The 23,127-nt window shown below is 53.9% G+C and carries 21 protein-coding genes; 6 read left to right on the plus strand and 15 right to left on the minus strand.

Annotated elements, in window-relative coordinates:
* Position 1: 1 nt before the first annotated feature.
* Positions 2 to 934, minus strand: coding sequence for a GNAT family N-acetyltransferase (locus EI42_RS01850; protein WP_170142284.1), 933 nt, complete (start codon positions 932 to 934; stop codon positions 2 to 4).
* Between the two features lie 183 nt (positions 935 to 1,117).
* Between EI42_RS01850 and EI42_RS01855 the strand changes: the two genes are divergently transcribed.
* Positions 1,118 to 1,759 (plus strand): antibiotic biosynthesis monooxygenase, encoded by a 642-nt coding sequence (locus EI42_RS01855; protein ID WP_111318249.1) that lies wholly within the window; start codon positions 1,118 to 1,120, stop codon positions 1,757 to 1,759.
* A 73-nt stretch (positions 1,760 to 1,832) separates the two neighbouring features.
* Here the strand turns inward: EI42_RS01855 and EI42_RS01860 are convergent, their stop codons facing one another.
* Together EI42_RS01860 and EI42_RS01865 are read right to left on the minus strand one after the other, a co-directional pair.
* On the minus strand, positions 1,833 to 2,240 hold the full coding sequence (locus tag EI42_RS01860) for a hypothetical protein (protein WP_111318251.1): 408 nt from the start codon (positions 2,238 to 2,240) through the stop codon (positions 1,833 to 1,835).
* 80 nt (positions 2,241 to 2,320) lie between these two features.
* A complete protein-coding gene (locus EI42_RS01865; protein ID WP_111318253.1) occupies positions 2,321 to 3,364 on the minus strand; it encodes a GGDEF domain-containing response regulator in 1,044 nt (347 codons plus the stop codon).
* A 735-nt stretch (positions 3,365 to 4,099) separates the two neighbouring features.
* Here EI42_RS01865 and EI42_RS01870 point away from each other — a divergent pair.
* From EI42_RS01870 to EI42_RS01885, 4 genes are all read left to right on the plus strand, one after another.
* Entirely contained in the window at positions 4,100 to 4,771 is a 672-nt protein-coding gene (locus tag EI42_RS01870) for an alpha/beta hydrolase (RefSeq protein WP_111318255.1), read from the plus strand.
* 9 nt (positions 4,772 to 4,780) lie between these two features.
* Positions 4,781 to 6,475 carry a DNA repair helicase XPB gene (locus EI42_RS01875; protein WP_111319531.1) on the plus strand — a complete coding sequence of 565 codons (1,695 nt, stop codon included), beginning with the start codon at positions 4,781 to 4,783 and terminating at the stop codon, positions 6,473 to 6,475.
* 162 nt (positions 6,476 to 6,637) lie between these two features.
* Positions 6,638 to 6,976, plus strand: a complete 339-nt coding sequence (locus tag EI42_RS01880; protein ID WP_111318257.1) for a thioredoxin family protein — start codon at positions 6,638 to 6,640, stop codon at positions 6,974 to 6,976.
* Between the two features lie 155 nt (positions 6,977 to 7,131).
* Positions 7,132 to 8,178 (plus strand): type I phosphomannose isomerase catalytic subunit, encoded by a 1,047-nt coding sequence (locus tag EI42_RS01885; RefSeq protein ID WP_170142285.1) that lies wholly within the window; start codon positions 7,132 to 7,134, stop codon positions 8,176 to 8,178.
* 27 nt (positions 8,179 to 8,205) lie between these two features.
* On the opposite strand, the gene EI42_RS01890 is transcribed toward EI42_RS01885, so the two are convergent.
* The 10 genes from EI42_RS01890 to EI42_RS01935 form a co-directional block, all read right to left on the minus strand.
* Positions 8,206 to 8,709: a hypothetical protein gene (locus tag EI42_RS01890; protein WP_111318261.1), complete on the minus strand. Its 504-nt coding sequence runs from the start codon at positions 8,707 to 8,709 to the stop codon at positions 8,206 to 8,208.
* 331 nt (positions 8,710 to 9,040) lie between these two features.
* Positions 9,041 to 10,468, minus strand: a complete 1,428-nt coding sequence (gene thrC / locus EI42_RS01895; RefSeq protein WP_211325991.1) for a threonine synthase — start codon at positions 10,466 to 10,468, stop codon at positions 9,041 to 9,043.
* A gap of 19 nt (positions 10,469 to 10,487) precedes the next feature.
* On the minus strand, positions 10,488 to 11,513 hold the full coding sequence (gene thrB / locus EI42_RS01900; protein ID WP_111318263.1) for a homoserine kinase: 1,026 nt from the start codon (positions 11,511 to 11,513) through the stop codon (positions 10,488 to 10,490).
* Positions 11,514 to 11,672: 159 nt separating this feature from the next.
* The gene (locus EI42_RS01905; RefSeq protein ID WP_111319535.1) at positions 11,673 to 12,644 is read right to left on the minus strand and encodes a branched-chain amino acid transaminase; all 972 of its coding nucleotides are present in this window, start codon (positions 12,642 to 12,644) and stop codon (positions 11,673 to 11,675) included.
* 120 nt (positions 12,645 to 12,764) lie between these two features.
* On the minus strand, positions 12,765 to 13,904 hold the full coding sequence (locus EI42_RS01910) for a 2-isopropylmalate synthase (protein WP_111318265.1): 1,140 nt from the start codon (positions 13,902 to 13,904) through the stop codon (positions 12,765 to 12,767).
* Between the two features lie 60 nt (positions 13,905 to 13,964).
* Complete coding sequence (gene ilvC, locus EI42_RS01915) at positions 13,965 to 14,999, minus strand: ketol-acid reductoisomerase (RefSeq protein WP_111318267.1); 1,035 nt, start codon at positions 14,997 to 14,999, stop codon at positions 13,965 to 13,967.
* A 62-nt stretch (positions 15,000 to 15,061) separates the two neighbouring features.
* Positions 15,062 to 15,607 (minus strand): acetolactate synthase small subunit, encoded by a 546-nt coding sequence (gene ilvN, locus EI42_RS01920; RefSeq protein WP_111318269.1) that lies wholly within the window; start codon positions 15,605 to 15,607, stop codon positions 15,062 to 15,064.
* Positions 15,607 to 17,376, minus strand: coding sequence for a biosynthetic-type acetolactate synthase large subunit (ilvB, locus tag EI42_RS01925; RefSeq protein WP_111318271.1), 1,770 nt, complete (start codon positions 17,374 to 17,376; stop codon positions 15,607 to 15,609). The genes ilvN and ilvB overlap by 1 nt, the downstream gene beginning before the upstream one ends.
* 115 nt (positions 17,377 to 17,491) lie before the next feature.
* Positions 17,492 to 17,863, minus strand: coding sequence for a hypothetical protein (locus tag EI42_RS01930; RefSeq protein WP_111318273.1), 372 nt, complete (start codon positions 17,861 to 17,863; stop codon positions 17,492 to 17,494).
* 270 nt (positions 17,864 to 18,133) lie between these two features.
* Entirely contained in the window at positions 18,134 to 19,048 is a 915-nt protein-coding gene (locus tag EI42_RS01935; protein WP_111318275.1) for a LysR family transcriptional regulator, read from the minus strand.
* Positions 19,049 to 19,158: 110 nt separating this feature from the next.
* On the opposite strand from EI42_RS01935, the gene EI42_RS01940 reads away from it, so the two are divergent.
* Positions 19,159 to 20,451, plus strand: a complete 1,293-nt coding sequence (locus EI42_RS01940; protein ID WP_111318277.1) for an MFS transporter — start codon at positions 19,159 to 19,161, stop codon at positions 20,449 to 20,451.
* A 43-nt stretch (positions 20,452 to 20,494) separates the two neighbouring features.
* On the opposite strand, the gene thpR is transcribed toward EI42_RS01940, so the two are convergent.
* Positions 20,495 to 21,079: an RNA 2',3'-cyclic phosphodiesterase gene (thpR, locus tag EI42_RS01945; protein WP_111318279.1), complete on the minus strand. Its 585-nt coding sequence runs from the start codon at positions 21,077 to 21,079 to the stop codon at positions 20,495 to 20,497.
* Entirely contained in the window at positions 21,076 to 22,923 is a 1,848-nt protein-coding gene (ftsH, locus tag EI42_RS01950; protein ID WP_111318281.1) for an ATP-dependent zinc metalloprotease FtsH, read from the minus strand. The genes thpR and ftsH overlap by 4 nt, the downstream gene beginning before the upstream one ends.
* Between the last annotated feature and the right edge of the window lie 204 nt (positions 22,924 to 23,127).

The raw sequence follows: 23,127 nt of genomic DNA on the forward strand, positions 1-23,127 counted from the left end.
TTTATTTCACCAGATGTCGTTCAGCTTCAATATAGGTTGGCCCTGCCTCAACAAAGCCCAGTTGATGGTAGAGATGCACCGCTGGAATATCAAGCGTCACATGTAACAGTAAAGAAGCATAGCCAAGCTCACGCAGCCGCCGCATGGCCTTCACCGCCAGAAAACGGCCCAACCCCACATGACGAAACGAAGGCGCTACCACCATATGCCTGATACGTGGCATCCCTCGTTCCAGATGAACCAGAATCACCCCGACCAGATTAAACCGATCCAGACTATGTTCAACCACAAAGCAACTCTCTGGAATAAACGGACCAAAAGCGCCCTCCAACGTCGACCGGACCTCCCAACGCCAGCCTGCGACATCGGCATGCAGGTTATCGGGGCCCGCCTCATAGGCACGCTGTAGCAGAATGCCGACCTGATCCAGATCATGCGAGGCAATCTCACGCACCCGCAACGAGGCAGGCAGCGGGAACAGCGGCATCGCGAGATCAGTCGGAGCAATCATAATCGTGCGCCGTCGCAACTCCTGAAAGCCAGACGAGGCAAACGAGGCCAGATAGGCGGCAGGATAGGTCGCATGAAGGTAGCGGGCCCCACCCGCCGCTGCTCGCACCAGCGCCTCAGCCACAACCTGCGCGGCCACACGCCCCCCGGCCTCCGGCAACAGAACCAGTCCATGCAAAAAAGCAGTATCTTTATACGCGGAAAAGCGCAGGCGGCCTATCGGCTCGGACCCACGCCAGAGCAAAAAACGTTCAGCCTGCCGCTCAGGGCTCTCCTCATCGTAACGCGCAAGCTGAGCCTCTTCCGGTTCAAAATGTAACTGATCGGCGCTGCGTCGGGTTACCGACACCCAGATAGCGGCGTCCTCGGGCCCGGCCTGTCGCCACTCAATGGGGTCACGGGGTACCATACCAGGGTCACGCATCGAAAAACCTCCAGCGAGAGCTATGACGATCCCACACAAGCAGTATACAACCTGTATTATGCCAGGCGTAAGAGCGTAGCCGTTCTGCCAGCAAAAAGCCACATTTTGCAGCATTCTGCTTGCTCCTGGCTACAGAGCTATGCTATCCTAACATACGCAAGAACTAAGAATGGAAGATATTCAATGGAACTACTGGTTGTCACAATGGCATATGTAGCCTCTGGAACTGAGGCGGAAAGCGAGATGCGGCTGCGCCTTGTGAACGAGACCATTCGCAACGCGCCCGGCCTGCTGACGCTTCAGAGCTACTATGGGCAGGGGCGTGGAAACGAGAAGGGCTCTATTTATGTGCTGTTGACAAGTTGGGATGATGAGGAAAGCTGGTTCGACCTACAGGAGCGCTACAACCCGAAAAAAGCCCTGCAAACGACTGTCGGCGAGCTTCTGAAAGCGCCGCCTTATCAATGGTTGATGTACTATCAATGGGGCTACAGTCGCTCAACAGCCCAGATCAAGACCGCAGCACTGCATCTGATTCAGGCACGGGCAGAGTACGGACAGAGCCTGCAACAGGAGGCGATCAGCGCCTTGCAAAATGAGGAGCTCCAAATGTTGCTGGCCTTTGCCTTTCTGGCGCGAGGGATTCCAGAGGAGAACCGAACGGAGAAAACGATTGCACAGGGAGCAGTGCATCTTCATTTTTTGAGTTGGGGCAGCGAAAGCGAGCGCGAGCATTTCCTTGCCACTCCGCGCTATCAGCAAATGCATGCACACATCAACAGACGAGGGGCAGCATACTTATTGCCACTGACGCCACTCACATGACGGAAGCAGGCAATAAGCGCAAGGCCCTCGTTTCCCTTTTTATACCGCCATTCTTCCTTCTACTGCTTCGGACTTAATCGGCTGTGGTTTCAGCAACAGGACGGTCGTAGTAGCGCTTGACTTCCGACTGTAAGAAAGCGCGATCAGACCACATCTCACGCGTCAGCGTATGATACTCGCCATCACACTGAGGCGCGGGATGCGCGCATTTGAGATGAGGTCGCAAGCGGAAACGAATCGAGTTCTCTACCACCTCAATCCAGATATGGCGAGCCGTATAGCCGGTGCCCCATTTGAAGAGCACCATCGTGTCATACTCTTCAAAGCGCCCGCGCCCTTTCAGCACGTTCTTATTCAGCGCTTGCAGAATATCACCGAGGCCACTTTCACGGAACACTCTTTTCGCGTTCTCGCGTAACGCCGCGCGACGAGCCTGGTCTTCAGACTCCTGTTGTTGCAGAATATCGTTCTCTGTAAACATTACACCTCTCAGAAAAACAAGGGATCATCATAGTGAAAGCATAGCACAAAATGACAAAATAGCGGAGACCCGGAAAAATATTATGTCTGTTTCACCAGAGACCCATCTAGCTGTATAAAGCTCCTGAGTTTTTGTTCCATCGTGCCAGATTGGGCAAAGGCCAGAACGGAGCTTCTGGCTGAGGAGCAGGAGCAATGGTCGAGGGAATACTTTTCCCGGGGGGAAATCTCGAAGACACTATCAGAAGAGCGCTTTGCACCACACTTCGCGGCAGCGGTCAGCGATCCTATCTCATCGATGCCAGCAGAGCGCTGATCCCGTACAACGCCGATAGAGAGTGTAACCAGAGGAAACTCACAGGGTTTTCCATTGCGATCAATCCCGCTGATCTTCCCGCGTTCAAGATCTTCCTGGCGATAGAGACTCTGGCTTTCGTCCTGATAGAGGCGCAGAATCTCCTTGCACAATTTCTCGTCACGATCAGGAGTGGTCACAATGAGAAAATCATCACCTCCAATATGCCCGACAAAATCGTCACTATTGCCATATTGATAGACAACACTCTGACAGATCCGGCTCAGGAGCTGGATCATATCGTTCCCGATCAAGAAGCCATACACATCGTTGAAGGCTTTAAAATTGTCAAGATCGAGGTAGAGAATACTCCAGGGCTGCATGCTCCTCAGTTTATCATCAATGGCCTGTTCCAGTTGCAAGCCTCCGGGCAACTGCGTGAGGGGAGAGAGCGAGGCCTGTTGAACCCGGCGAAGCTGACGCCGAACCAGCGCCAGTAGCTCAAGCTCGGCATAGGGATGTACAAGGTAGCAATCCACCCCAACCTCATAGGCTCGCACCTTCGCGTCCAGATCATCCTCATCGCTAATGGCAATGACCGGTATATGCATACATTTGGGGAGATCTCGCAATTCTTCGACCAGCGCATAGCCATCAATACCCGGAGAGGCAAAATCAATGATAATGAGAGAAGGAATTTCACGCAAGGCAAACTCTACAGCAGCACTGCCATTGAGGAGCATAGTCACCTGACACCCGCCTAGTCCTGGCTTCTCCATAAGCAAACTAGTGATTGTTTTCTCATCCTCGATGACCAAGATGCTGGACATGTGTACTCCTGCCTCTACATTTCACTAAACAGACATCGTATACAGAATAAACAATGGATTTGTCGTGTACAACAAATGTCAGTTTATTCGTATACAGCCGGTTCCCCTATCCGTATACATATCCTCTTTTCGGAAGGCAAACGCGAAATGTCGTACAGTCGACCTACTAAAATAAACAGGGCGATCCCATTCTTTTCACTGCACGAGTCTGCAAACAGACCGAAAAAAAAAATAAAACAAGGTACAACCATGCGATCCCGAAAAGCCGCAAGCGCTACCTGGAAGCAAGCCTATCGGACATTCCCTCCCCCCGAAAGGAAGCCGGATAGTACGTGGATCACAGGCCAAAGAGGTTATTTGGTGTGTTAAATAAAAAGAATATAAACACCCGCGTTCACCCCTTAAAATAGATGTGTGATCGTTTTCCAGTAAGCGTACAAGGATATAGCACACGAAAACAGGAACAAGCTTCCTCAATTGACATATGCCAACAACATAAGCAAAAATATGTACACATACGTCATATTCAGTATAACATCCTTCGTAGTCTCTGCAAAGTATTTGAAGCCCTGATTTATGTTCTTCATCTCGATTTTTCAGGCTTTCACAGGGTAGTTCCTTTTACCTGACGATGTATCCGGAGGCTGGACTCAGCAGAAAAGTTGACGCCTGCCCCCGACTGCGATAAGATAGATGTCAAAGAGATAGATTATACGGTAGATAAAAGGGCACAATATGACCTTAGCAGCACAAGCAGAGAGAGCTATCTCATTCTACAGCAAGGGACAACCTGCCTGTCTCCTTGAAGGGGTTCTCCATGAACCCGCCAACATCAAGGCTGCTCCGGTGGCGATCCTCTGTCACCCTCAGCCCGCCAGCAGCAATATGAACGATCCACTTATCGTCGCTCTGGCCCGGCATCTGGCGGCAGCCGGTATCCTTGCCATCCGGTTTAACTTTCGGGGCGTCGGCAAAAGCCAGGGGCAACAGACAGATGGACGTCTGGAACCGCTGGATCTGGCAGGAGCAATTGATCTGGCGCTTGCCCAGAGAAATATCAACCCCTCCAAGCTATGCGTGATCGGACATGGTTTCGGAGCCTATATTTCCCTTCTCTACGGCCCTTTTGATCCACGCATTCGCACTATTGTTGCAATCAGCTTACCTTTATTTCGCGCTATGGCAGGTTTCCCACGCCCATTTGAACGCCCAAAATTATTTGTCACCGGCGAATTTGACGAGATCTGCCCGCTTCACAAGCTCGAACCCTTCGTCGAACAGATGACCGGACCAAAAGGAATCAAAGTGGTTACTGGCGCCCGCCATTTAATGCGTGGCTATGAGGAGCCAGCCGTCACCGCCGTAATCAACTATATCAAGAAATGGGCTGCAATGCCCGGAGTGTGATAGAAGGTGATACAACCGCAGAACCCGCTCATTGTGCAAAGCGATCGCTCCATTCTCCTGGAAGTCGACCATCCACAGCATGCCGCGGCACGGGATGCCCTGGTTCAGTTTGCCGAACTGGAAAAATCGCCAGAGCATATTCACACCTATCGCTTATCTCCGCTCTCGCTCTGGAATGCCGCCGCAGGTGGAATGGATGCCGATCGGGTGCTTGAGCAACTTCAGCACTATAGCAAATATCCGCTACCAGCCAACATCATCAGCGAGATCCGCGAATATATGGCGCGCTACGGTCGGCTGAAATTGATCCGCGATGAGCAGGGCCTGCTCCTCACCTCCGAAGATGCCTATCTGCTGCTTGAAATCCAGCGCCAGCAGCGCCTGCAACCCTATATTCTTGGAGCGATTGACCGTCACACCCTGCGTGTCGATGCCTCGCGCCGGGGTCATATCAAACAGGCGCTTATTCAGATCGGGTTCCCGGCAGAAGATCTCGCAGGCTACACTGATGGCTCACCGCTGCCCTTCGCGCTCCGCAGCACCACCATGCAGGACAAACCTTTCGCCCCACGCGCTTATCAACAGGCAGCCGCCGATGCCTTCTACGCTGGAGGCGCTCCCGGTGGTGGCAGCGGCGTTGTTGTGCTACCTTGTGGTGCGGGCAAGACAATTGTTGGCCTGACGGCGATGGCCCTGTTACAACGTGCCACCCTGATCCTGACTCCCAACACCGTCGCCGTACGACAATGGATACAGGAAATCCTGGATAAAACCGATATCCCTCCGGAAATGATCGGCGAATATACAGGCGAGGTCAAGGAGATCGCGCCAATCACCGTCACCACCTATCAGATGCTCACCTATCGTCGCAGCACCGAAGAGGACAGCTACCCTCACTTCGCGCTGCTAACAAACTACAACTGGGGCCTGATTATCTATGATGAGGTGCATCTGCTTCCGGCTCCCGTCTTTCGTGTCACCGCCGAGCTACAGGCCCGTCGGCGTCTCGGCCTGACCGCGACCCTGGTGCGCGAAGATGGGCGTGAGGCCGATGTCTTCAGCCTGATTGGCCCGAAAAAATATGATGTCCCCTGGCGTGAGCTGGAACGTCAGGGCTGGATCGCAACGGCAGAATGCCATGAAATTCGCGTTAATCTGGCGGAGGAGTTGCAGTTACCCTACGCTATGGCCGAAACCCGCGAGAAATATCGCCTTGCCGCTGAGAACCCCGCCAAACATGCTCTTGTCCATCATCTTGTGGAGCAACATCAACAGGATCAGATTCTGATAATCGGGCAGTATCTTGAGCAGCTCAAGGCACTGGCACAGGAACTTCAAGCCCCACTTTTGACCGGACGCACCTCGAACGCACAGCGCGAGAAGCTCTACGAGCAGTTTCGTCAGGGCACAATCAAGCGACTGGTGGTCAGCAAGGTCGCGAACTTCGCGATTGACCTTCCCGATGCCAACGTCGCAATTCAGGTTTCCGGTACCTTCGGCTCACGGCAGGAAGAGGCACAGCGCCTCGGTCGCATCCTTCGTCCAAAGGGAGATGGCGGCCCCGCCTACTTTTACACGATCGTCACCCGCGATACCCGCGATCAAGACTTTTCCGCGAATCGTCAACTTTTCCTGACTGAGCAGGGCTATCGCTATCTGATCGAAGATGCCGAAAGCATTATCGCTCCTCCCGCACGCTCATAGCTCATGAGATATGGGTAAAATAGAACAAAGGAGCGCGTTTCCTTTCACGCCGGTCACGTTCTCAAAACCATCCTTGTGCCCCCTTCTTGCTTGACAGGAGCCCCTCGGGGTGATAATTTGGGGGTCAAAGGGCTTTATTCTTTATTCCTATAAGAGGATAGTATGACAGATACATGCTTTACCGTTACAAACGAAGATTTTGCTGAGAAGGTTCTTCAGGCTTCACAGCTTGTCATAGTCTACTTCTATGCCGAAAACAGTAACTCCTGTCAGATTCAGGAGCCAGAGCTTGAGGCCGCCAGTAAAGACTTTCAAGAGCGTATCGCCGTTGCGAAAGTCAACGTAGAAAGCGAACCCACACTCACGCAGCAGTGGGAAGTCGATGGCATCCCGACGCTTGTCTTCTTTAAAGCAGGAAAAGAAGTACACCGCATTAAAGGGATTATGATGCGCGACAAACTGCGTCGCCAGATTGAGGGCGTCTTACTGCTCACACAATAGACACAACGCCCCACTCGCTTGAGACAGCATTGACGTGAGAGACATTGCCGCTTGCCAATGAAAACGTGCGCATGTTTGAAAACTGCGACGCTGGACAACAGGCAGGCGTTTTGTCTTGTAAGAAATCCATCGGCAGCGTAAAGAGGAGATATCAGTTGCGCTATTTCTATCCAATTCGTCTGGAATCGTCACTACATGAAACGCTCTGGGGGGGGCGCCGCCTCGGAGATGAGAACTGGAAACAGCTCCCCCCCGGCGATGTCGCAATCGGTGAATCCTGGGAGACAGAGGTCAGCACCGTGGTTCAGAACGGCCCCTATGCAGGCAAAACGCTAGGTGAGGTCGTCGAGCTGCTCGGAACCGATTTTCTTGGAGAACAGGCAACCGCGATCTTTGGTCAACGCTTCCCGCTCCTTGCCAAGTTTATCGACGCGAATGCACAGCTTTCGGTCCAGGTTCACCCGAAGGATGACTACGCCGCGCAGTACGAGGGCGGAAAGCTTGGCAAAACCGAGTACTGGTATATTCTGGCCGCTGAGCCCGGCGCGAGCATCGTGCACGGTTTTAAGGGGAAAACCACCCGCGCAGAGGTCCGTCAGGCCATTGAGAACGTCACGCTTGATACTCTGACGCATGAGGAGCCGGTTTACCCCGGAGACGTGGTCTTTGTGCCAGCAGGAACCGTGCATGCCATTGGAAAGGGCATCCTGCTCTATGAACTCCAGGAATACTCCGACGTGACCTACCGCATGTACGATTATGGTCGCCTCGACGCATCCGGCAAGCCGCGCGAGCTGCATATTGAGAAATCGCTGGATGTCTCACACTACACGGCCTCACCTCAGATCAAGATGCGCCCGGTCGCGCTTCCCGGCACCGTTGGCTATGAAGAGCGGTGTCTGGTTGCCTGCAAGTATTTTGTCTCTCGTGCCGTCACCCTCACCTCACACGGTACGCTTGAGGACAAGACCTCGGGAAGTTGTGTGATTGTCACCTCACTTGGCGCATCGCTTCAGATCTCCTATGGAGAGGGCTTCAACCAGAACGAGACTCTGACTCGTGGTCAGACGCTTGTGCTTCCCGCCACACTTGGAGCTTATCGCATCAGCGGGCAGGGCGAGTTTCTGCGTTCTTATGTCCCGGCAGCAGATGATAGCGCCTGGAAGCTCTGGAAGCAACAAAATAGAGAGAGCACCCTTTAACGGTGCTCTCCCCATTTCCCTGCTTGTTTACTTGTTGTGTGACTGCTTCGGATCTTCCTCAACCACCCGAATAATCATGCCATTCGCGGGCGGTCGTCTGTTGTTCGTATACTCATCTTCAACGACCTCACCTTCAACCACGCGGCCCATATCGGCGGGGTTGCGCATATTCCCGAAAAGCGAGTTAAACGGAGTTTGTTGTGAGTACAATTGCTCCTGCATCCGGTTGACATCGGAGATCACCCGCGAGATACCTGTCACCATATTCAGCACCAGCAACAGGCCGTAGAGTAACGCCCAGAACACCAGGCCCCCGAAGATCGCTATAATGCCGCTCAGAATGCCGAGGAACGGATTCTGTGTAATCCAGACGCTATATGTCTGATAGACCACGTAGACGGCCAGCGGAATCCAGAAAAAGTGCACAATCAGCGTAAAGAGCCATTGCAAGAACCAGCCTATCGCCTTCCTGGGCTCCGACGGCATCTGCCAGGGGGGTATCAGATCTTTCAATCGTTTCAAAAACTTCATCAGCACATCACCAGTTCAGCGTGTAAGGGTACATATGTCGTTATCTATCTATACGTATCTTTGTGTCTTCAGTTGGAAGCCTTTGCTGCTCGCTCACATGCACTAACTATAGCATATTCGGCACACAAAGGGGTACATATATTGAAACAAAGGAAGACGCGGAATCCTTCCCTGCCGCTTCTACCTGTACAGAAAAAGTCCATGCGTCCTGAATCTCTTATCGGCAAGCATCGCATAAAACAGAAGCTGAGAAGGGGAAACGAGTAAGAGGAAAAGGATAGACAGAGCATTCCTGCCTATCCTTTGAAGTCAAACACATTGTGCGCTTAAGCTAGAAGTCGAGTACTTTCCTGACAGCGTCAAATGTGGGCTCAATCACCATGCTCTCCGGCTCCGGCAAACCCGTCACCGTATCCTTGAGCAAGTTGCCTGTCAGGATACCAACAACTCGTTCATCATGCTTGATAATCCCCCGATCCACCAGTTTGCGTACCCCTGCGAGTGTGGCAGCGGAGGCAGGCTCACAGCCGATTCCGGCCCGATCAATCACCGCCTTTGCAGCCAGAATCTCCATATCGCTCACCATTTCAACCACGCCCTCAGTCTCTTCGATCACCTGGCGCGCACGGCTATAGCTGACCGGATCACCGATCTTGATCGCGGTCGCGACCGTCTGTGCCTGAACGGACTCTTTGCGAGCGAAGTTCTGCATAAAGCTGCGATAGAATGGATTCGCCCCCTCAGCCTGAATGCAGGCAATTCGTGGAATTTGATTGATCAGTGATAGTTGATACGCCTGCCGGAATGCCTTGCCGATAGCGGATGTATTGCCCAGATTGCCCGCAGGCAGCACCAACCAATCAGGAGCCTGCCAATCAAGCTGTTGCAGGATCTCAAAACCGATCGCCTTCTGACCCTCCACCCGGAACGGGTTCAGCGAGTTCAGAAGATAGATTCCAAGCTCATTACAGACCTGCTCAACCAGACGCATTGCATCATCGAAATCACCAGAAATTTGAATCGTCTGCGCTCCATACGCCAGCGACTGTGCTAGCTTTCCTTTTGCGACATTGCCACCGGGCAGGAAAACAATTCCGCGCATTCCTGCCTGGGCCGCATATGAGGCCAGCGAGGCGGAGGTGTTTCCCGTCGAGGCACAGGCAACCGCTTTCGCGCCAAGCATATGCGCCATAGTGACGCCAACCGTCATACCGCGATCTTTAAAGCTACCACTGGGATTTTCACCCTCGTGTTTAAGGAAAAAGGTTTCCAGACCCGCATAGGCTCCAATATGCCGATGTCCGGCCCGGCCAACAGGGCAATTTTCCATACCAACAGGATAGAGATTGGTGTTTCCTTCTGGACGACTGATGACGTATTGTTCGGGAGCCGGAAGAATGAGTTCGCGATAACGCCAGACACCGCTGCAATCCAGCAACACCTTATCGGTGCTGATTGACCAGATAGGGGGCGACGAAAAGCGCTCATCAAAAATCTGCCGCCAGTCGGCTCCAGCAGTTGGTGCATCACATCCCTGACTCTCAAAATCGAACAACGCCTGCCCATCCCCATAGGTGGGTCTGGATGGTAAAAAATCCATTTCTACGTCAAGCACCCCCCCACACTCACACCGATAGCGCGGAATCGCCGCCCCGCTCTCGGACTGTCCGGCCTCGACAGCGGGGTACAGGGCCAGACACTCAACGCAACGGAGCGAGATTCTGGATAGAACTTCAGCTACATCTGGAGACAAAGCCATTTTTGTGCGATTACTCCTCTCACCTGCTTCCTGGCCTGGCTGGTGACCAGCAGAATTGATTACCATAACGTGCTCTGACATCCTTTCGTGAACGAGCCCGCGTTCCTTGCAGCACGCGTGCCCCGGTCTGATCGGCACGTAGAATAAGGCCAGTTCCTTCGATGCCAGCCGCGCGCGCAGTCTCTTCCATTGCGCGCAAAATGGCCTGAAAACGAGAACTCGCCAGTGCAATCAGAGATGACCCCCCACCAGAAAGACAGGCTCCATAGGCTCCGGCCTCGACAGCAGCCTGAATGATATTATTCATTGCAGGGAAAAGCGCCTGACGATAGGGCTGATGCAAACGATCCTGCATCGCCTCCCCGATCAAATCATACTGTCCTGTTTGGAGTGCTGTCAGCAACAACGCCACGCGACCCGTATTAAACGTCACATCTGCTTTTGGATAACTGGACGGGAGCAGCTTGCGCCCCGCGACCGTATCCATTGAAAACGAAGGAGTAAAGATGACCGCCTTGAGATCACCAGGGAATGGCGTTTTAATGGCCCTGATGTTTCCGCCGACGCTGGTTGTTGCGACCAAGCCCCCGAGTAGCGCCGGGGCCACATTATCTGGATGATTCCCGGCCTCCACGGCAACGGCCAGTTCCAGCAACTCTTCTTGAGGTAACGCCCTGTTCTGGCGGCGCAACCATTCATTCGCAGCGACCAGACCCCCAACAGCCGCAGTCGCGCTACTTCCCAGACCGCAGCCAGGTGGGATCCGAATCTCCATGCGAATCTTGATCGCTGGTAAGGGAACTCCCTGACGCTCAAAGAGCAGTGCAAAGGCTTTGAAAAAGAGGTTATCCGGCTCCGTCGATAACTGTGCTCCTAATGAGCCCTGTATCTCTATCTGTGGTCGGAGAGGATCGCCGTCCACTTCTTCCACGGTAAAACGGTTATAAAGCTGCAAAGCAAGTCCCAGACTATCAAAGCCAGGACCCAGATTAGCCGACGTTGCGGGCGTTAAGACTGTGATTGAAGCAGGTAATACCAGTGCCATCGGCGGCTACCTGCCTTTCTGATGTACGATGCATACTCCATCCTTTCTCTGGTTTGGCATCATTCTATCATGTTTTTCAAGAATAGCATTCAAGCAAGTACAAAGGTAACAGAAACAGTCTATCCTCCGAAAATGAGTCTTTTCTTCCCTGGACACACGCTATACAGGTGTCACCCAGTGGATATAGCGCTCATTCTCGCCACGGCAAGCCGCAAGATAGGCCTGTTGCAGTTCCATTGTAAACGTCCCAGGGCGTCCAGTGCCAATCGGGCGGTGATCCACATGCGTCACCGGAGAAACCTGAACGCCGGTCCCACAGGTGAAGATCTCGTCCGCCGCATAAAGCTCGGTACGATCGATCCGCCGCTGTTCAATGGGTATCTGAAACTCGTTCTGAATCAGCTCAATCAAGGCGTTTCGCGTGATCCCCTCAAGGATATCTTCTGAAACGGCGGGCGTTGCAAGCTTGCCTCCACGCAGCACAAAGATGTTGCAGGAACTGGCCTCCGAGATATAGCCATCATGCGTCAGCATAATAGCCTCGTCAAAACCCGCCTCTTTGGCGTCGCTAACCGCGAGAGCGCTGTTTACATACACGCCGGTGACTTTGGCACGCACCGGCATAGCGTTACTGTTCGCACGGCGCCAGGAGGAGGTACAGACGCTCAGGCCATCGCTGATATCAACATAGTTCCCCATAGGGAAGGCATAAATAGCCAGACCATCCTTGATCCCGCTCAAACCCACCCTGATCGTACATTCCGACTTATAGGCGAACGGTCGAATATAGACATCCTGATGGTAGCCATGACGTCGCACCAGATCAACAGTGATACGGCACAAATCGTCAACGGTTTCCTTGATATCCATGCGAAGCAGGCGCATTGAATCGGCCATTCGCTCATAGTGCTCGCGCATGAGCAGGATATAGAGCCGTCCATGCTTCTCATTATAATAGCCCCGAATGCCCTCAAAGCAGCCGGTCCCATATTGGAGCGCATGGGTCGCAATGCTGACCTTTGCCTCACTCATCGGAACAATCTTTCCCTCGAAATAAGCAAAACCCTCGTCCTGAAGTGTCGGGACCCCTCGCTCTTTCTGCTCTTCAGGTGAGACATCTGCAAACGACATAGAACCTCCCTTCTCTGTTATATCATAAAAGCTGACGGGCGCGACATTGCGCCGCGCCAGCATCCCTACACTACTAGAAAACCATCCTGGACTGTCATCTTCCGAAATGATAGGAAGCGCTCAGATCGCCACAGGCGTTTCACGGCTACATTCAACCATGTAAATCAAATCGTCGTCCGTCACAATCTTCTTTTCGTCGGCCAGCGTCACAAAGCGCCGATAGACCCGCTTCAACTGTTCCGCTGAGAGTCTGTAGCCAAGCTGGCGCAGATGTGCATCCAGCCCATAGCGTCCCGCCTGCTTGCAGAGCACGCCATTGACCTCTGCGCGGCCCACAGATTGCGGTGTCATAAACGTCACATCGGGAGCAAACGCGTTTGCACCAACAATCGCCTTGTTTGGCTGGACAGGCAAGCCCGTCAGCCGACTTACAAGCTGACTCGCCGAGACCAGATGCTCGGTCCGAATCCGCGTATCAACGCCGAAGGCATCAGCGCGCGTGCGCAACGCCATCACCACTTCTTCTAGCGCTGTATTACCGGCTCGTTCACCAATGCCGTTGATTGTCACCTCAACCTGTCGCGCCCCGGCACGAATCGCGGCCAGCGCATTTGCTGTCGCCAGCCCCAGATCATCGTGACAGTGCGCGCTCAGCGTCACCGCCTCAATGCCCGGCACGTGCTTGCACACCTGACGGAAAAGCGCCCCATATTCTTCAGGAGAGGAATAGCCGACCGTATCAGGAAGGTTTATCGTGGTTGCACCCTGTCTGATGGCGGTTTCGAGCACGCGATACAGATACTCACGCTCGGTACGCGTCGCATCTTCAGCCGAGAACTCGACCGTTGGACAGAGCCGCCGTGCATAAGAGATCATCGCCCGGACACGCTGTAGCGCCTCCTCGCGGCAAAGCGACAGATGGCGCTGCTGAAACTGATCAGACGTTGCCATGAAAATATGAATCACTGGCTGCTCAGCATCACGCAACGCCTCCCAGGCCAGTTCAATATCATTGGCATTGGCACGCGCCAGAGCCGCAACCGCAACACCCTTTCCCTGCATCCTCCTGGCGATCTCTTTGACCGCAGCGAAATCAGCAAGGGACGCAGCAGGGAAACCAGCTTCAAGAATATCAACACGAAGGTCTGCCAGGCGCTCAGCAACCAGCAGCTTTTCAGCCAGGGTCATCGTCGCCCCGGGCGATTGTTCACCATCGCGCAACGTCGTATCGAAGATCTTCACCATAGCAGGGTTTCCCATGATCGTTTCTCTCCTTTTGGTGCCAGATGGTGAGGGGGAAGTTCCCCCTCAAACCGTGTATTATTGCTCGCCGATAGACTCTACTTTTGTACCCTCGACTTTGACCGGGTTCAGCCAGCCCATCATAGCACGCAGCTCAGTGCCAACCTGCTCGATCTGATGACTCTGCTCGCGACGGCGGCGAGCCATGAAGGCAGGGCGACCGGCCTGATTTTCCAGAATCCACTGTTTCGCAAAGGTGCCATCCTGAATGTCACGCAGGATAGCGCGCATAGACTCGCGAACTTCCGGCGTGATGACGCGGCGACCGGAAACATAGTCACCATACTCGGCGGTATCGCTGATGGAGTAGCGCATGTAGTTCAGGCCGCCCTGATAGATGAGGTCAACAATCAGCTTGAGCTCATGCATGCACTCGAAGAATGCGGCTTCTGGCTGATAGCCTGCCTCAACCAGCGTCTCAAAACCAGCTTTGACCAGCTCGGAGACACCGCCACAGAGCACCGCCTGCTCACCGAACAGATCAGTCTCGGTCTCCTCCTCAAAGGTAGTGCGCAGGACACCGGCACGGGTACAGCCGATAGCGCGTGCATAGGCCAGCGCGACCGCTTCTGCCTGCCCGGTTGCATCCTGATGAATAGCGATCAGACCAGGGATGCCGCCACCCTCGGTATAGACGCGGCGCAAAATATGACCAGGGCCCTTCGGAGCAACCATCGCTACGTCAACATCTTCTGGCGGTGTAATCTGGCCGAAGTGAATGCTGAAGCCGTGCGCGGTCAGCAGCAGCTTGCCGGGCTTCAACGCGGGGCGAATGTCATGCTCAAATACGTCCTTGTGATGCTGATCGGGGATCAGGAGCATGATCACGTCGGCCTCCTGCGCTGCCTCAGCCGGAGTTTTTACAGTCAGGCCATCAGCCTCAGCCTTCTGGCGGCTCTTGCTTGAGGCAGGCAGGCCAATGATGACCTTGCAGCCGCTATCGCGCATGTTCAGTGCATGAGCATGTCCCTGACTGCCATAACCAATCACTGCCACCGTCTTTTCAGCGAGAAAATCCAGGTTCGCATCTGAGTCATAATAGAATGTAGGCATTCTGTTTCTCTATCTCCTTTTTCACGATATTGATGCTAGTTTTGTTATGTCTCGAATTGTGCTTATTCGGCCCCGCTCTCCCGAGCCAGTGTCACCTGACCCGAGCGCGCGATCTCACGAATACCAAAGGGCTGGAGTTGCTCAATACAGGCAGACACCTTATCGCTGCTACCCGTGATTTCCAGTACAATCGAGTCGGGTGTGATATCAACCGTGTGAGCCCCGAAGAGATTGCCCACCTCAAGGATATCGCGAGTTGTTTCCGCCGTAGAGGCGACGTTTACCAGTGCAAGTTCACGACTTACCACCTGCGTGGCGCTGATCTCTTCGACGCTCTGCACATCGACAATCTTGCGCAATTGCTCGATCAAATAGGCTTTGCCTACCTCGGTATCGTTCACCGTTATCGTCACCCGAATCTGATCTGCCTGAGCGTCGCGAGCAATGGTCATAGTCTGCATATTGGCACGGCGACGACGCAGAATGTTGATGATGCGGTCCACCGTGCCGGGACGATCCCCGGCAACGGTCATCAGGGTATAGGTTTGCGCGGCATCCGGGTTAATCACGGAATGCCCGGCACGTTCCATCACAGATGTGTCCTTCATTACTCGTTCTCCTCCGCCTGCTCTTCGATCATGGTCGTAATGGGTGAACCGGGTGCAACCATCGGGTACACACACGCTTCCGCCTCAATCACAAAATCGACTATCACGGGTCCCGGGGTCTCCATCGCCCGTTTGATCGCGCTGGTCACATCCTCACCCCGTGTGACACGCATGCCGGTTGCGCCATAGGCTTCGGCCAGCTTAACATAGTCTGGTCCAGTGATCGGCGTTTCAGAGTAGTTGCGCGAATGGAAGAACTGCTGCCACTGGCGCACCATGCCGAGATAACCGTTATTCATGATCGCAATCTTAATCTCGACGCCCTCCTGCATCAGCGTCGCCATTTCCTGAATATTCATCTGAATGCCACCATCACCAGCGACAACCCAGACTGGAGCCTCAGGAGCGCCCATCTTCACTCCCATTGCAGCCGGAAGTGCAAAGCCCATTGTCCCCAGACCACCCGAGGTAATCTGGCTGTTGGCGCGCGACCAGGGATAGAAACGAGCCGTCCACATCTGGTGCTGACCGACGTCCGAAACAACAATCGCCTTCCCCTCGGTCACTTCGTTGATCGCGTGTAGAATACCCATCGGACTGGGAAGTGTCTCATCACGCTTGAGGGCAGCGGCCCGCCCCTCATCCTGCGCCTGCCAGTCGCGGATCTCCTGGAGCCAGGAAGCGTGATCGCCGGGCTTCACGGCCTCATTTAGGGCCGCCAGAGCAACCTTTGCATCAGCCACCAGCGGAACGTTTGCCACTTTGACCTTGCTGACCTCAGACGGGTCAATATCAATATGGATCAGTGCGGCTTTCGGTGCGAACTCATCTACCTTGCCGGTCACACGATCGTCGAAGCGCAGACCCACGCCGACAATCAGATCAGCCTCACCAATTGCACGGTTCACATGAGCAGGGCCATGCATGCCGGGCATGCCCAGGAAGAGCGGGTGCGAGTCAGGGAACGCGCTCAGACCGAGCAGTGTTGCGATAACCGGGATACCCGTCTTTTCTGCAAAAGCTTTGAGCTCGGCATAGGCGTTTGATAGGATGATGCCATGACCAGCCATTATCAGCGGCTTCCGCGCCTGGCTGATTAATTTCGCGGCCTGCTCGATCAGTGTGGCCTCAGGCTTTTCGTGGCGGCTCTCCTCCTTGCGGAAGTAATCATATGCGGACTCGTGCCGGGAGGGATCATACCAGCCCTTTTGCTGTTGCACATCCTTCGGGATGTCGACCACAACCGGGCCAGGGCGCCCACTCTGCGCGATCCTGAAAGCCTCATGGATGGCCGGAGCAATCTCTTCAATGCTCCGCACCAGAATCGAGTGCTTGGTAACGGGCAGTGTAATTCCGAGAATATCGGTCTCCTGGAAGGCATCGCGTCCGAGCAGGGGACGACCAACCTGACCGGTGATAGCCACAACCGGAACCGAGTCCATATAGGCAGTTGCCAGACCTGTCACCAGATTGGTGGCACCGGGACCACTGGTAGCGGTACACACACCAACCTTGCCAGTGATGCGAGCATAGCCATCAGCGGCATGCGAGGCAGCTTGCTCATGGCGCACCAGCACGTGGTGAATAGAGGGATACGAGGTTATAGAGTCGTAAAACGGCATGATCGCTCCGCCGGGATATCCCCAGACAAACTCTACGCCTTCACGGAGCAGGGCTTCGCAGATGATATGACTGCCGGGTAATTCTCGCGCCTCGTTGTACAGGTCTGGACGTTCCGTCTGCCTGATGATATTAGTAGCGATTGCCATAATTCCTCCAAAGACTCTTCAGACTCTACTCAAACGACATAATAAAAGGGCCTCCCTAGCCAGGGAGGCCCTCGTCAGGTTACCTTCTTTGGATTGGGTTGCACCGTTGCTCCCGTTAATCTCCCTTTGCACTACGTGTGGCTAGCTTCTCAATAAGCCCTACCAGACCCGCAAGCCCTGTAAGTCCGGTAAGGCAGCTAATAAGAAGGCCGCCTATAAGGAGGACTACTACAAGGCCGAGGAGTACAAGGGTAAGTACCACAAGGCTAAAAAGGGTTACGCCAGGAAGCACGGACACAACAAACAAAGAAACCGACGTTAAGACGCCGGTTCCAATCATTCCATTTGCTGCCGTGAAAGCGCGTTCATTCTTCTGCGCAGGCATAGCTGAGTGACAAGCCGCGGGCATCCGACAGGACATACTGCGAGCGCGGCCCATTGCGGCGTTCATTGCCGCCTGCCCTTGCGCTGTGTATGTCATTGCCATCGCGTGTCACTCCTTGTTATGAAATCAATTCTTGCGTTTTCTGCTGTGCGATCTGTCTGCTTTTTTCTTCACACTGTCCAACGCCCTGGCGCCATCGCCATCGCGGACAGCCATAACTTTCTTGTTCACGAGGATACACCAGTAGCCAAATGTTTGTCAACCCCGGTATTACCATCAGAACATAATCATGGAAAAAGTAACCATCAAAAGCTCATTTCCTATGTACATTATACACATATCGCAACGCTATATCATTTGCGCTTGCGCTTTTTACCTCTTTTCTTCAATTACAAGCCGGGTAATGCCGGGCATACTGGCTGCCACATCCTTCATAACCTGCACAAAATCCCGCACCGCCGGTGACAACGTACTTCCACGCAAACAGACAAGCGCACTCTCCCGATAGAGAGGAGGAAGATCCTTCACCTCCACCTGCACAATGCGCCCGCTGTCCAGATCTTCCGCGACCGTCATCCGGGTAAGAAAGGCAGCTCCCATACCGCGTAAAAGCAGATGCCGGATGGTATTGAAGGGCAGGTCAAGGCCGGGCTGCGGCAACAGGCCAAGCTGCTCCGCATAGGAGTCAACGGATGGTCCCCAACGTACGCTTAAAAGCGGGTTGCTCAGATGGCGCACATCCTCCAGCGTCACTTCAGGCCGCCTGGCAAGCGGATGAGCCTCTCCGACCATCAGGTACAAGGGCTCACTGAACCGCAGCAACTGCTTGATATGCGGTGCCAGAAAGGGGTAGCTGATTAAGCCCAGCTTCACAAGCCCATCTGTCAGCATGGCAATGATTTCGGCGCTATGAGCGACATGAAGAAAACAGTGCACACGTTGATGAGTAGCGTAAAAGCGCTCAATGGTACTGGCGAGAAAGCTCCCCGAGAGCGATTGCATGGCCGCCAACATCACGCTTCCACTCTGGCCGGCAAACTGTGCCGCCTCTATTCCCTCTCGCAGCACAGACATAGCCCTGCGCGCATATGGTAAAAAGCTCTCCCCTCTTTCCGTCAATGTGACCACGCGTCCCCCACGCGTAAAGAGTGTGCCTCCGAGCTCGTTTTCCAGTGCCTGGATGCGGGCGCTGATAGTGGGCTGACTGATATTCAGCGAGCGTGCCGCTTTACTGAAACTGCCCTCACGCACCACCCGTTCAAAGGTGAATAACTGCTCCAAATCCATACGCTTGCCCCTATAGAAATATTCGATAGAAAGTATAGGCAATACATACTTGTCTCATCCTACCATAGTGAGTATGCTCTAGAAAGAACAAATTATCCAGTGAGGAAAAGATGCAATTCTTAAAGGTTTTACGCTATCCGCAACTTGCCTTGCTCTGGAGCAGTCAGGTTCTCTCCTCAATCGGAGATTTCTTTTACGCGATTGCCGTCATGTGGTTCGCGATTCGCATTGCCGGAAGCACAGGGGTCATGGTGAGCGCCGTAGAATCGGGGGCCGCGCTGGCCTTCGGCCTGCTTGGCGGAGTCTATGCCGACCGCTGGAATCGTCGCACCATCATGTTGACCGTCGATATTCTACGTGCATGTGTGGTCGGCAGCTTACCTGTGCTGGCCTTCTTCGGTCAGTTGCAGCTCTGGCATATGCTGGTTGTGGCGCTGCTCGTTGGCAGCCTGGGTTCGCTCTTTGACCCGGCTCTTCAGGCCAGCCTCCCGACGCTCGCACAGGACACCCGCACATTGCAGGCTGCGAACGGGTTGATGGATGTCACCCGCCGTCTGGCGCGGGCGCTTGGTCCAAGTCTGGCAGGCCCCTTGCTGGTTGTCCTGCCGCTTCAACACTTCTTCACCCTGGACGCGGTCAGTTTCCTGATATCCGCAGGTGCGATTTTTCTGATTGGGCGCCACCTCTCCCCTTCTGAGCACACCAGCAAGCGGCGTCATGACGGAGTTGTCGGTATTCTGACCGACCTGAAAGATGGTTTCCAGCAGATTCGGCGGCACCCGTACCTTCCCGGCATTTTTGCTGCCGTTTTTGTGATCGCTGTAACCTGGACCATCGCTTTTACCGCAGGTATTCCGCTCTATGCCGAGCGTTATCTGAACAGTGGTCCGGGTGCCTATGGCCTGATTGTCGGCGCGTATGGAGTTGGCAACGTTATCAGCAACTTTGTGATGGGAAGCATCAAGTTACGCCGACCGCTTGCCGCTATAATGCTTGGACGCGTGATTGTGGGTCTGGGCTTTCTGCTGATGGTTTGTGCTCCCTCATTGCCAATCGCGTTGCTTGGCTCGGCCTGCGCGGCGCTTGGCGGCCCGCTGGATGATATTCCATTGATGCTGATTATTCAGACGGAGATCCCGCCGCACCATATTGGTAAAGTCTATAGCGCCTACAGCACGATTTCGATGAGTGCGATGGCGCTTGGCGGTCTCATCGCGGCCTCCCTGTATCAATATGTCAGTGTTCCTATCGGCATTGTCCTCTGTGCCCTGTTGATTATGAGCACAGGTATCGGGGGAGCGCTCCATATACAGTGGAAACGCAAGAGTGGAAAAGAGACAGCCGTCCATCCTACCAAAGATACAGTTATAATCGAACAGGAATGTCGATCATCGCAGCAATAAAAAAAAGCGGAGAGGGGTTTTCCTCTCCGCAGAAGGGTATTTTTCAAAGTTCTGTCTTTAGCACACACTCTTTCAGGCAGGTATACTTTGCCCCACTCCGAAACAGCTCACTCTTCATCACATTGATCTGAGTGACAGGATAGGATTCTGTAGAAACAAGTCCCTGCTGTTTGCCTGTTAGCACTGTTTGCAACGCCTGAAGTTCAGTTGGAGCAAGCGGGCTCTTAATTCGAGCCAGGGTCAGGTGAGGGGAAAACGGCCTTTTATCGATCTCAAAGCCACGCTGTTCCAATTCCCGGCTGAGGACGCGGTGCAGGTGAAGCAGGGTTCCCGAGGGCTCATCAACACCCATCCAGACGACACGAGGCTGTCGCTGTGACCCAAAGGAGCCAAGACGTGAGAGACGATAGGAGAACGGAGTTACCAGACTGGCCGCTTTTTCGGCGGCACTGATCGCCTCGGCAAGCTGTTCATCGCTCAACTCGCCAAGAAAGGCCAGTGTCAGATGAATACCAGCAGGGTCAACCCAACGGATGCCGGGCAAGGCTTGCGCCACCTGCCCGATCACTTTCGAGAGGTGGCGCTGCTGTGCCTCATTCATTTCAAGCGCAATAAATGTTCTGGTCATGCTGCAAACAACATCGCATCTAGCTCAGAGCCATCAATGGTCTCAACCCTGATAAGATGCTCTGAGATCTCAACTAACTTATCCTTACGTTCTCGCAGAATAGATAGCGCAGTCTCATAAGCCTGATCGACCAGTTTCGCGACTTCGGCATCAATCTTTGCAGCCATTTCCGGGCTCAAGGTCGTTGACCCATCCGGCTCAACCCGCAAAGCGACTTTCCCCAGCGGGCTCATACCAAACTCGCAGACCATGCGGCGAGCGACATTCGTCACATACTCAATATCCTGACTGGCTCCAGTCGTGACATCGCCGAAGATGATTTCCTCCGCGGCACGTCCGCCCATTGCACCGGCCATTTTCGCCAGCAACTCAGAGCGGCGGAGCAGGTAACGATCTTCCGCGGGAGCTTGAACAGTGATACCAAGCGCCATACCACGAGCGATGGCCGAGACTTTCTGCACCGGATCAGCGCCGGGCATTGAGCGCATCACAATCGCGTGTCCGACTTCGTGATAGGCAATGATAGCCTTCTCTTCCTCGGTAATCATGCGGCTCTTGCGCTCCGGCCCTGCCATCACACGCAGGATTGCCTCTTCAAGATGCGTCTTCCGAATGGTACGCTCACCGGCCCGTGCTGCTAGCAGTGCAGCTTCATTGAGCAGATTGGCAAGATCGGCGCCGGAGAAACCGGCAGTCTGCCGCGCTAACTCTTCTAATTGTACATCTTTCGCAAGCGGTTTGTCTTTAGCATGCACTTCCAGAATGGCATGGCGTCCGCGAATGTCCGGCTTATCCAGCATCACGCGGCGATCAAAGCGGCCCGGGCGCAACAGTGCGGGGTCAAGCACATCAGGACGGTTCGTAGCAGCGATCACAACCACGCTGGTATGCTTGTCAAAGCCGTCCATCTCTACCAGCAACTGGTTCAGAGTTTGCTCACGCTCATCATTTCCACCGGTACCGGAATTGGTACGCTGGCGACCAACGGCGTCGATCTCGTCAATAAAGACGATACAGGGTGCATTGGCTTTAGCCTCTTTAAATAGGTCACGCACGCGGGCAGCACCTACACCCACAAACATCTCGACGAATTCTGAGCCGCTCACGCTATAGAACGGTACGCCTGCCTCACCGGCGACAGCACGTGAGATCAACGTCTTACCGGTTCCGGGGGCACCGACCAGCAGCACACCCTTTGGCGTTCGCGCGCCCATTTCCCGGAATCGCTCCGGGTACTTGAGGAACTCTACAATCTCCTGAAGCTCAATTTTCGCTTCATCAACCCCTGCCACATCCTTAAACAAGATAGAAGGGCGCGACTCGTTAAACCGTTTCGCCTTTGAGCGAGCAAATGGAGCCGCCTGGCTACCCATACTACCTCGCCGCATAATAAAGAAAAGAGAACCTGCAACCAGCAGGAGAAGCACCACATTTACCACGCCCTGTACCCATTGAGTGTTCTGATTGTTCTCAATGTTGACAGAAACGCCATTTTTGCGGAATGTATCGGTGACAGCCTGTCCATCCTCTTTGATCGAATGATACTCCTGACCATTCTTTGCGGTCACGGTAATCTCATTACCGGCAATCGAGACCGACTTCAGTTGCCCCTTTTCCGCCATCGTCATCACGTCGCTGATCGGCTTGTCCTGAACGGAAGTCGTGCCAAAGGAGATGCCGGCCAGACGAAGCCCTGCAAAGGCCAGGAGCGCGACCCCGACCACAATACAGGTAATCGCAAGGACCAGGCGCAATACGGTACTCTTTTTTCGTGTCGTCTTTTGTGTCGAATCCTGTGGATTCGTCTTTCTTGTTTCTTGATTCTTCTTTGGAGGCGTATTCATGGAGTGCTGACAGACCCTTCTGTAATTCGTGTGGTACTGTTGTTACTGTTAAAAACCTGAAATGCTATTTCAGCGTATTTCTTTCTATTTCTCTTTGTCTCAAGCGAAGACTTGAGGCTAGTATATATGATAAGAATCGTCTTAGCAAGATGAGAATTCACTGAGTGAGCTCATGCATATCCTGCCTCAAAGGAGGAAATACAG

The sequence above is a fragment of the Thermosporothrix hazakensis genome (assembly GCF_003253565.1).
GTDB classification, from domain to species: Bacteria; Chloroflexota; Ktedonobacteria; order Ktedonobacterales; family Ktedonobacteraceae; genus Thermosporothrix; species Thermosporothrix hazakensis.

Excerpts from the sequence above, each read along its gene's own strand:
- EI42_RS01850 (WP_170142284.1), bottom strand. The coding sequence starts at position 934 with ATGCGTGACCCTGGTATGGTACCCCGTGACCCCATTGAGTGGCGACAG.
- EI42_RS01855 (WP_111318249.1), top strand. The coding sequence starts at position 1,118 with ATGGAACTACTGGTTGTCACAATGGCATATGTAGCCTCTGGAACTGAG.
- EI42_RS01860 (WP_111318251.1), bottom strand. The coding sequence starts at position 2,240 with ATGTTTACAGAGAACGATATTCTGCAACAACAGGAGTCTGAAGACCAG.
- EI42_RS01865 (WP_111318253.1), bottom strand. The coding sequence starts at position 3,364 with ATGTCCAGCATCTTGGTCATCGAGGATGAGAAAACAATCACTAGTTTG.
- EI42_RS01870 (WP_111318255.1), top strand. The coding sequence starts at position 4,100 with ATGACCTTAGCAGCACAAGCAGAGAGAGCTATCTCATTCTACAGCAAG.
- EI42_RS01880 (WP_111318257.1), top strand. The coding sequence starts at position 6,638 with ATGACAGATACATGCTTTACCGTTACAAACGAAGATTTTGCTGAGAAG.
- EI42_RS01890 (WP_111318261.1), bottom strand. The coding sequence starts at position 8,709 with ATGAAGTTTTTGAAACGATTGAAAGATCTGATACCCCCCTGGCAGATG.
- thrC (WP_211325991.1), bottom strand. The coding sequence starts at position 10,468 with ATGGCTTTGTCTCCAGATGTAGCTGAAGTTCTATCCAGAATCTCGCTC.
- thrB (WP_111318263.1), bottom strand. The coding sequence starts at position 11,513 with ATGGCACTGGTATTACCTGCTTCAATCACAGTCTTAACGCCCGCAACG.
- EI42_RS01905 (WP_111319535.1), bottom strand. The coding sequence starts at position 12,644 with ATGTCGTTTGCAGATGTCTCACCTGAAGAGCAGAAAGAGCGAGGGGTC.
- EI42_RS01910 (WP_111318265.1), bottom strand. The coding sequence starts at position 13,904 with ATGGGAAACCCTGCTATGGTGAAGATCTTCGATACGACGTTGCGCGAT.
- ilvC (WP_111318267.1), bottom strand. The coding sequence starts at position 14,999 with ATGCCTACATTCTATTATGACTCAGATGCGAACCTGGATTTTCTCGCT.
- ilvN (WP_111318269.1), bottom strand. The coding sequence starts at position 15,607 with ATGAAGGACACATCTGTGATGGAACGTGCCGGGCATTCCGTGATTAAC.
- ilvB (WP_111318271.1), bottom strand. The coding sequence starts at position 17,376 with ATGGCAATCGCTACTAATATCATCAGGCAGACGGAACGTCCAGACCTG.
- EI42_RS01930 (WP_111318273.1), bottom strand. The coding sequence starts at position 17,863 with ATGGCAATGACATACACAGCGCAAGGGCAGGCGGCAATGAACGCCGCA.
- EI42_RS01935 (WP_111318275.1), bottom strand. The coding sequence starts at position 19,048 with ATGGATTTGGAGCAGTTATTCACCTTTGAACGGGTGGTGCGTGAGGGC.
- EI42_RS01940 (WP_111318277.1), top strand. The coding sequence starts at position 19,159 with ATGCAATTCTTAAAGGTTTTACGCTATCCGCAACTTGCCTTGCTCTGG.
- thpR (WP_111318279.1), bottom strand. The coding sequence starts at position 21,079 with ATGACCAGAACATTTATTGCGCTTGAAATGAATGAGGCACAGCAGCGC.
- ftsH (WP_111318281.1), bottom strand. The coding sequence starts at position 22,923 with ATGAATACGCCTCCAAAGAAGAATCAAGAAACAAGAAAGACGAATCCA.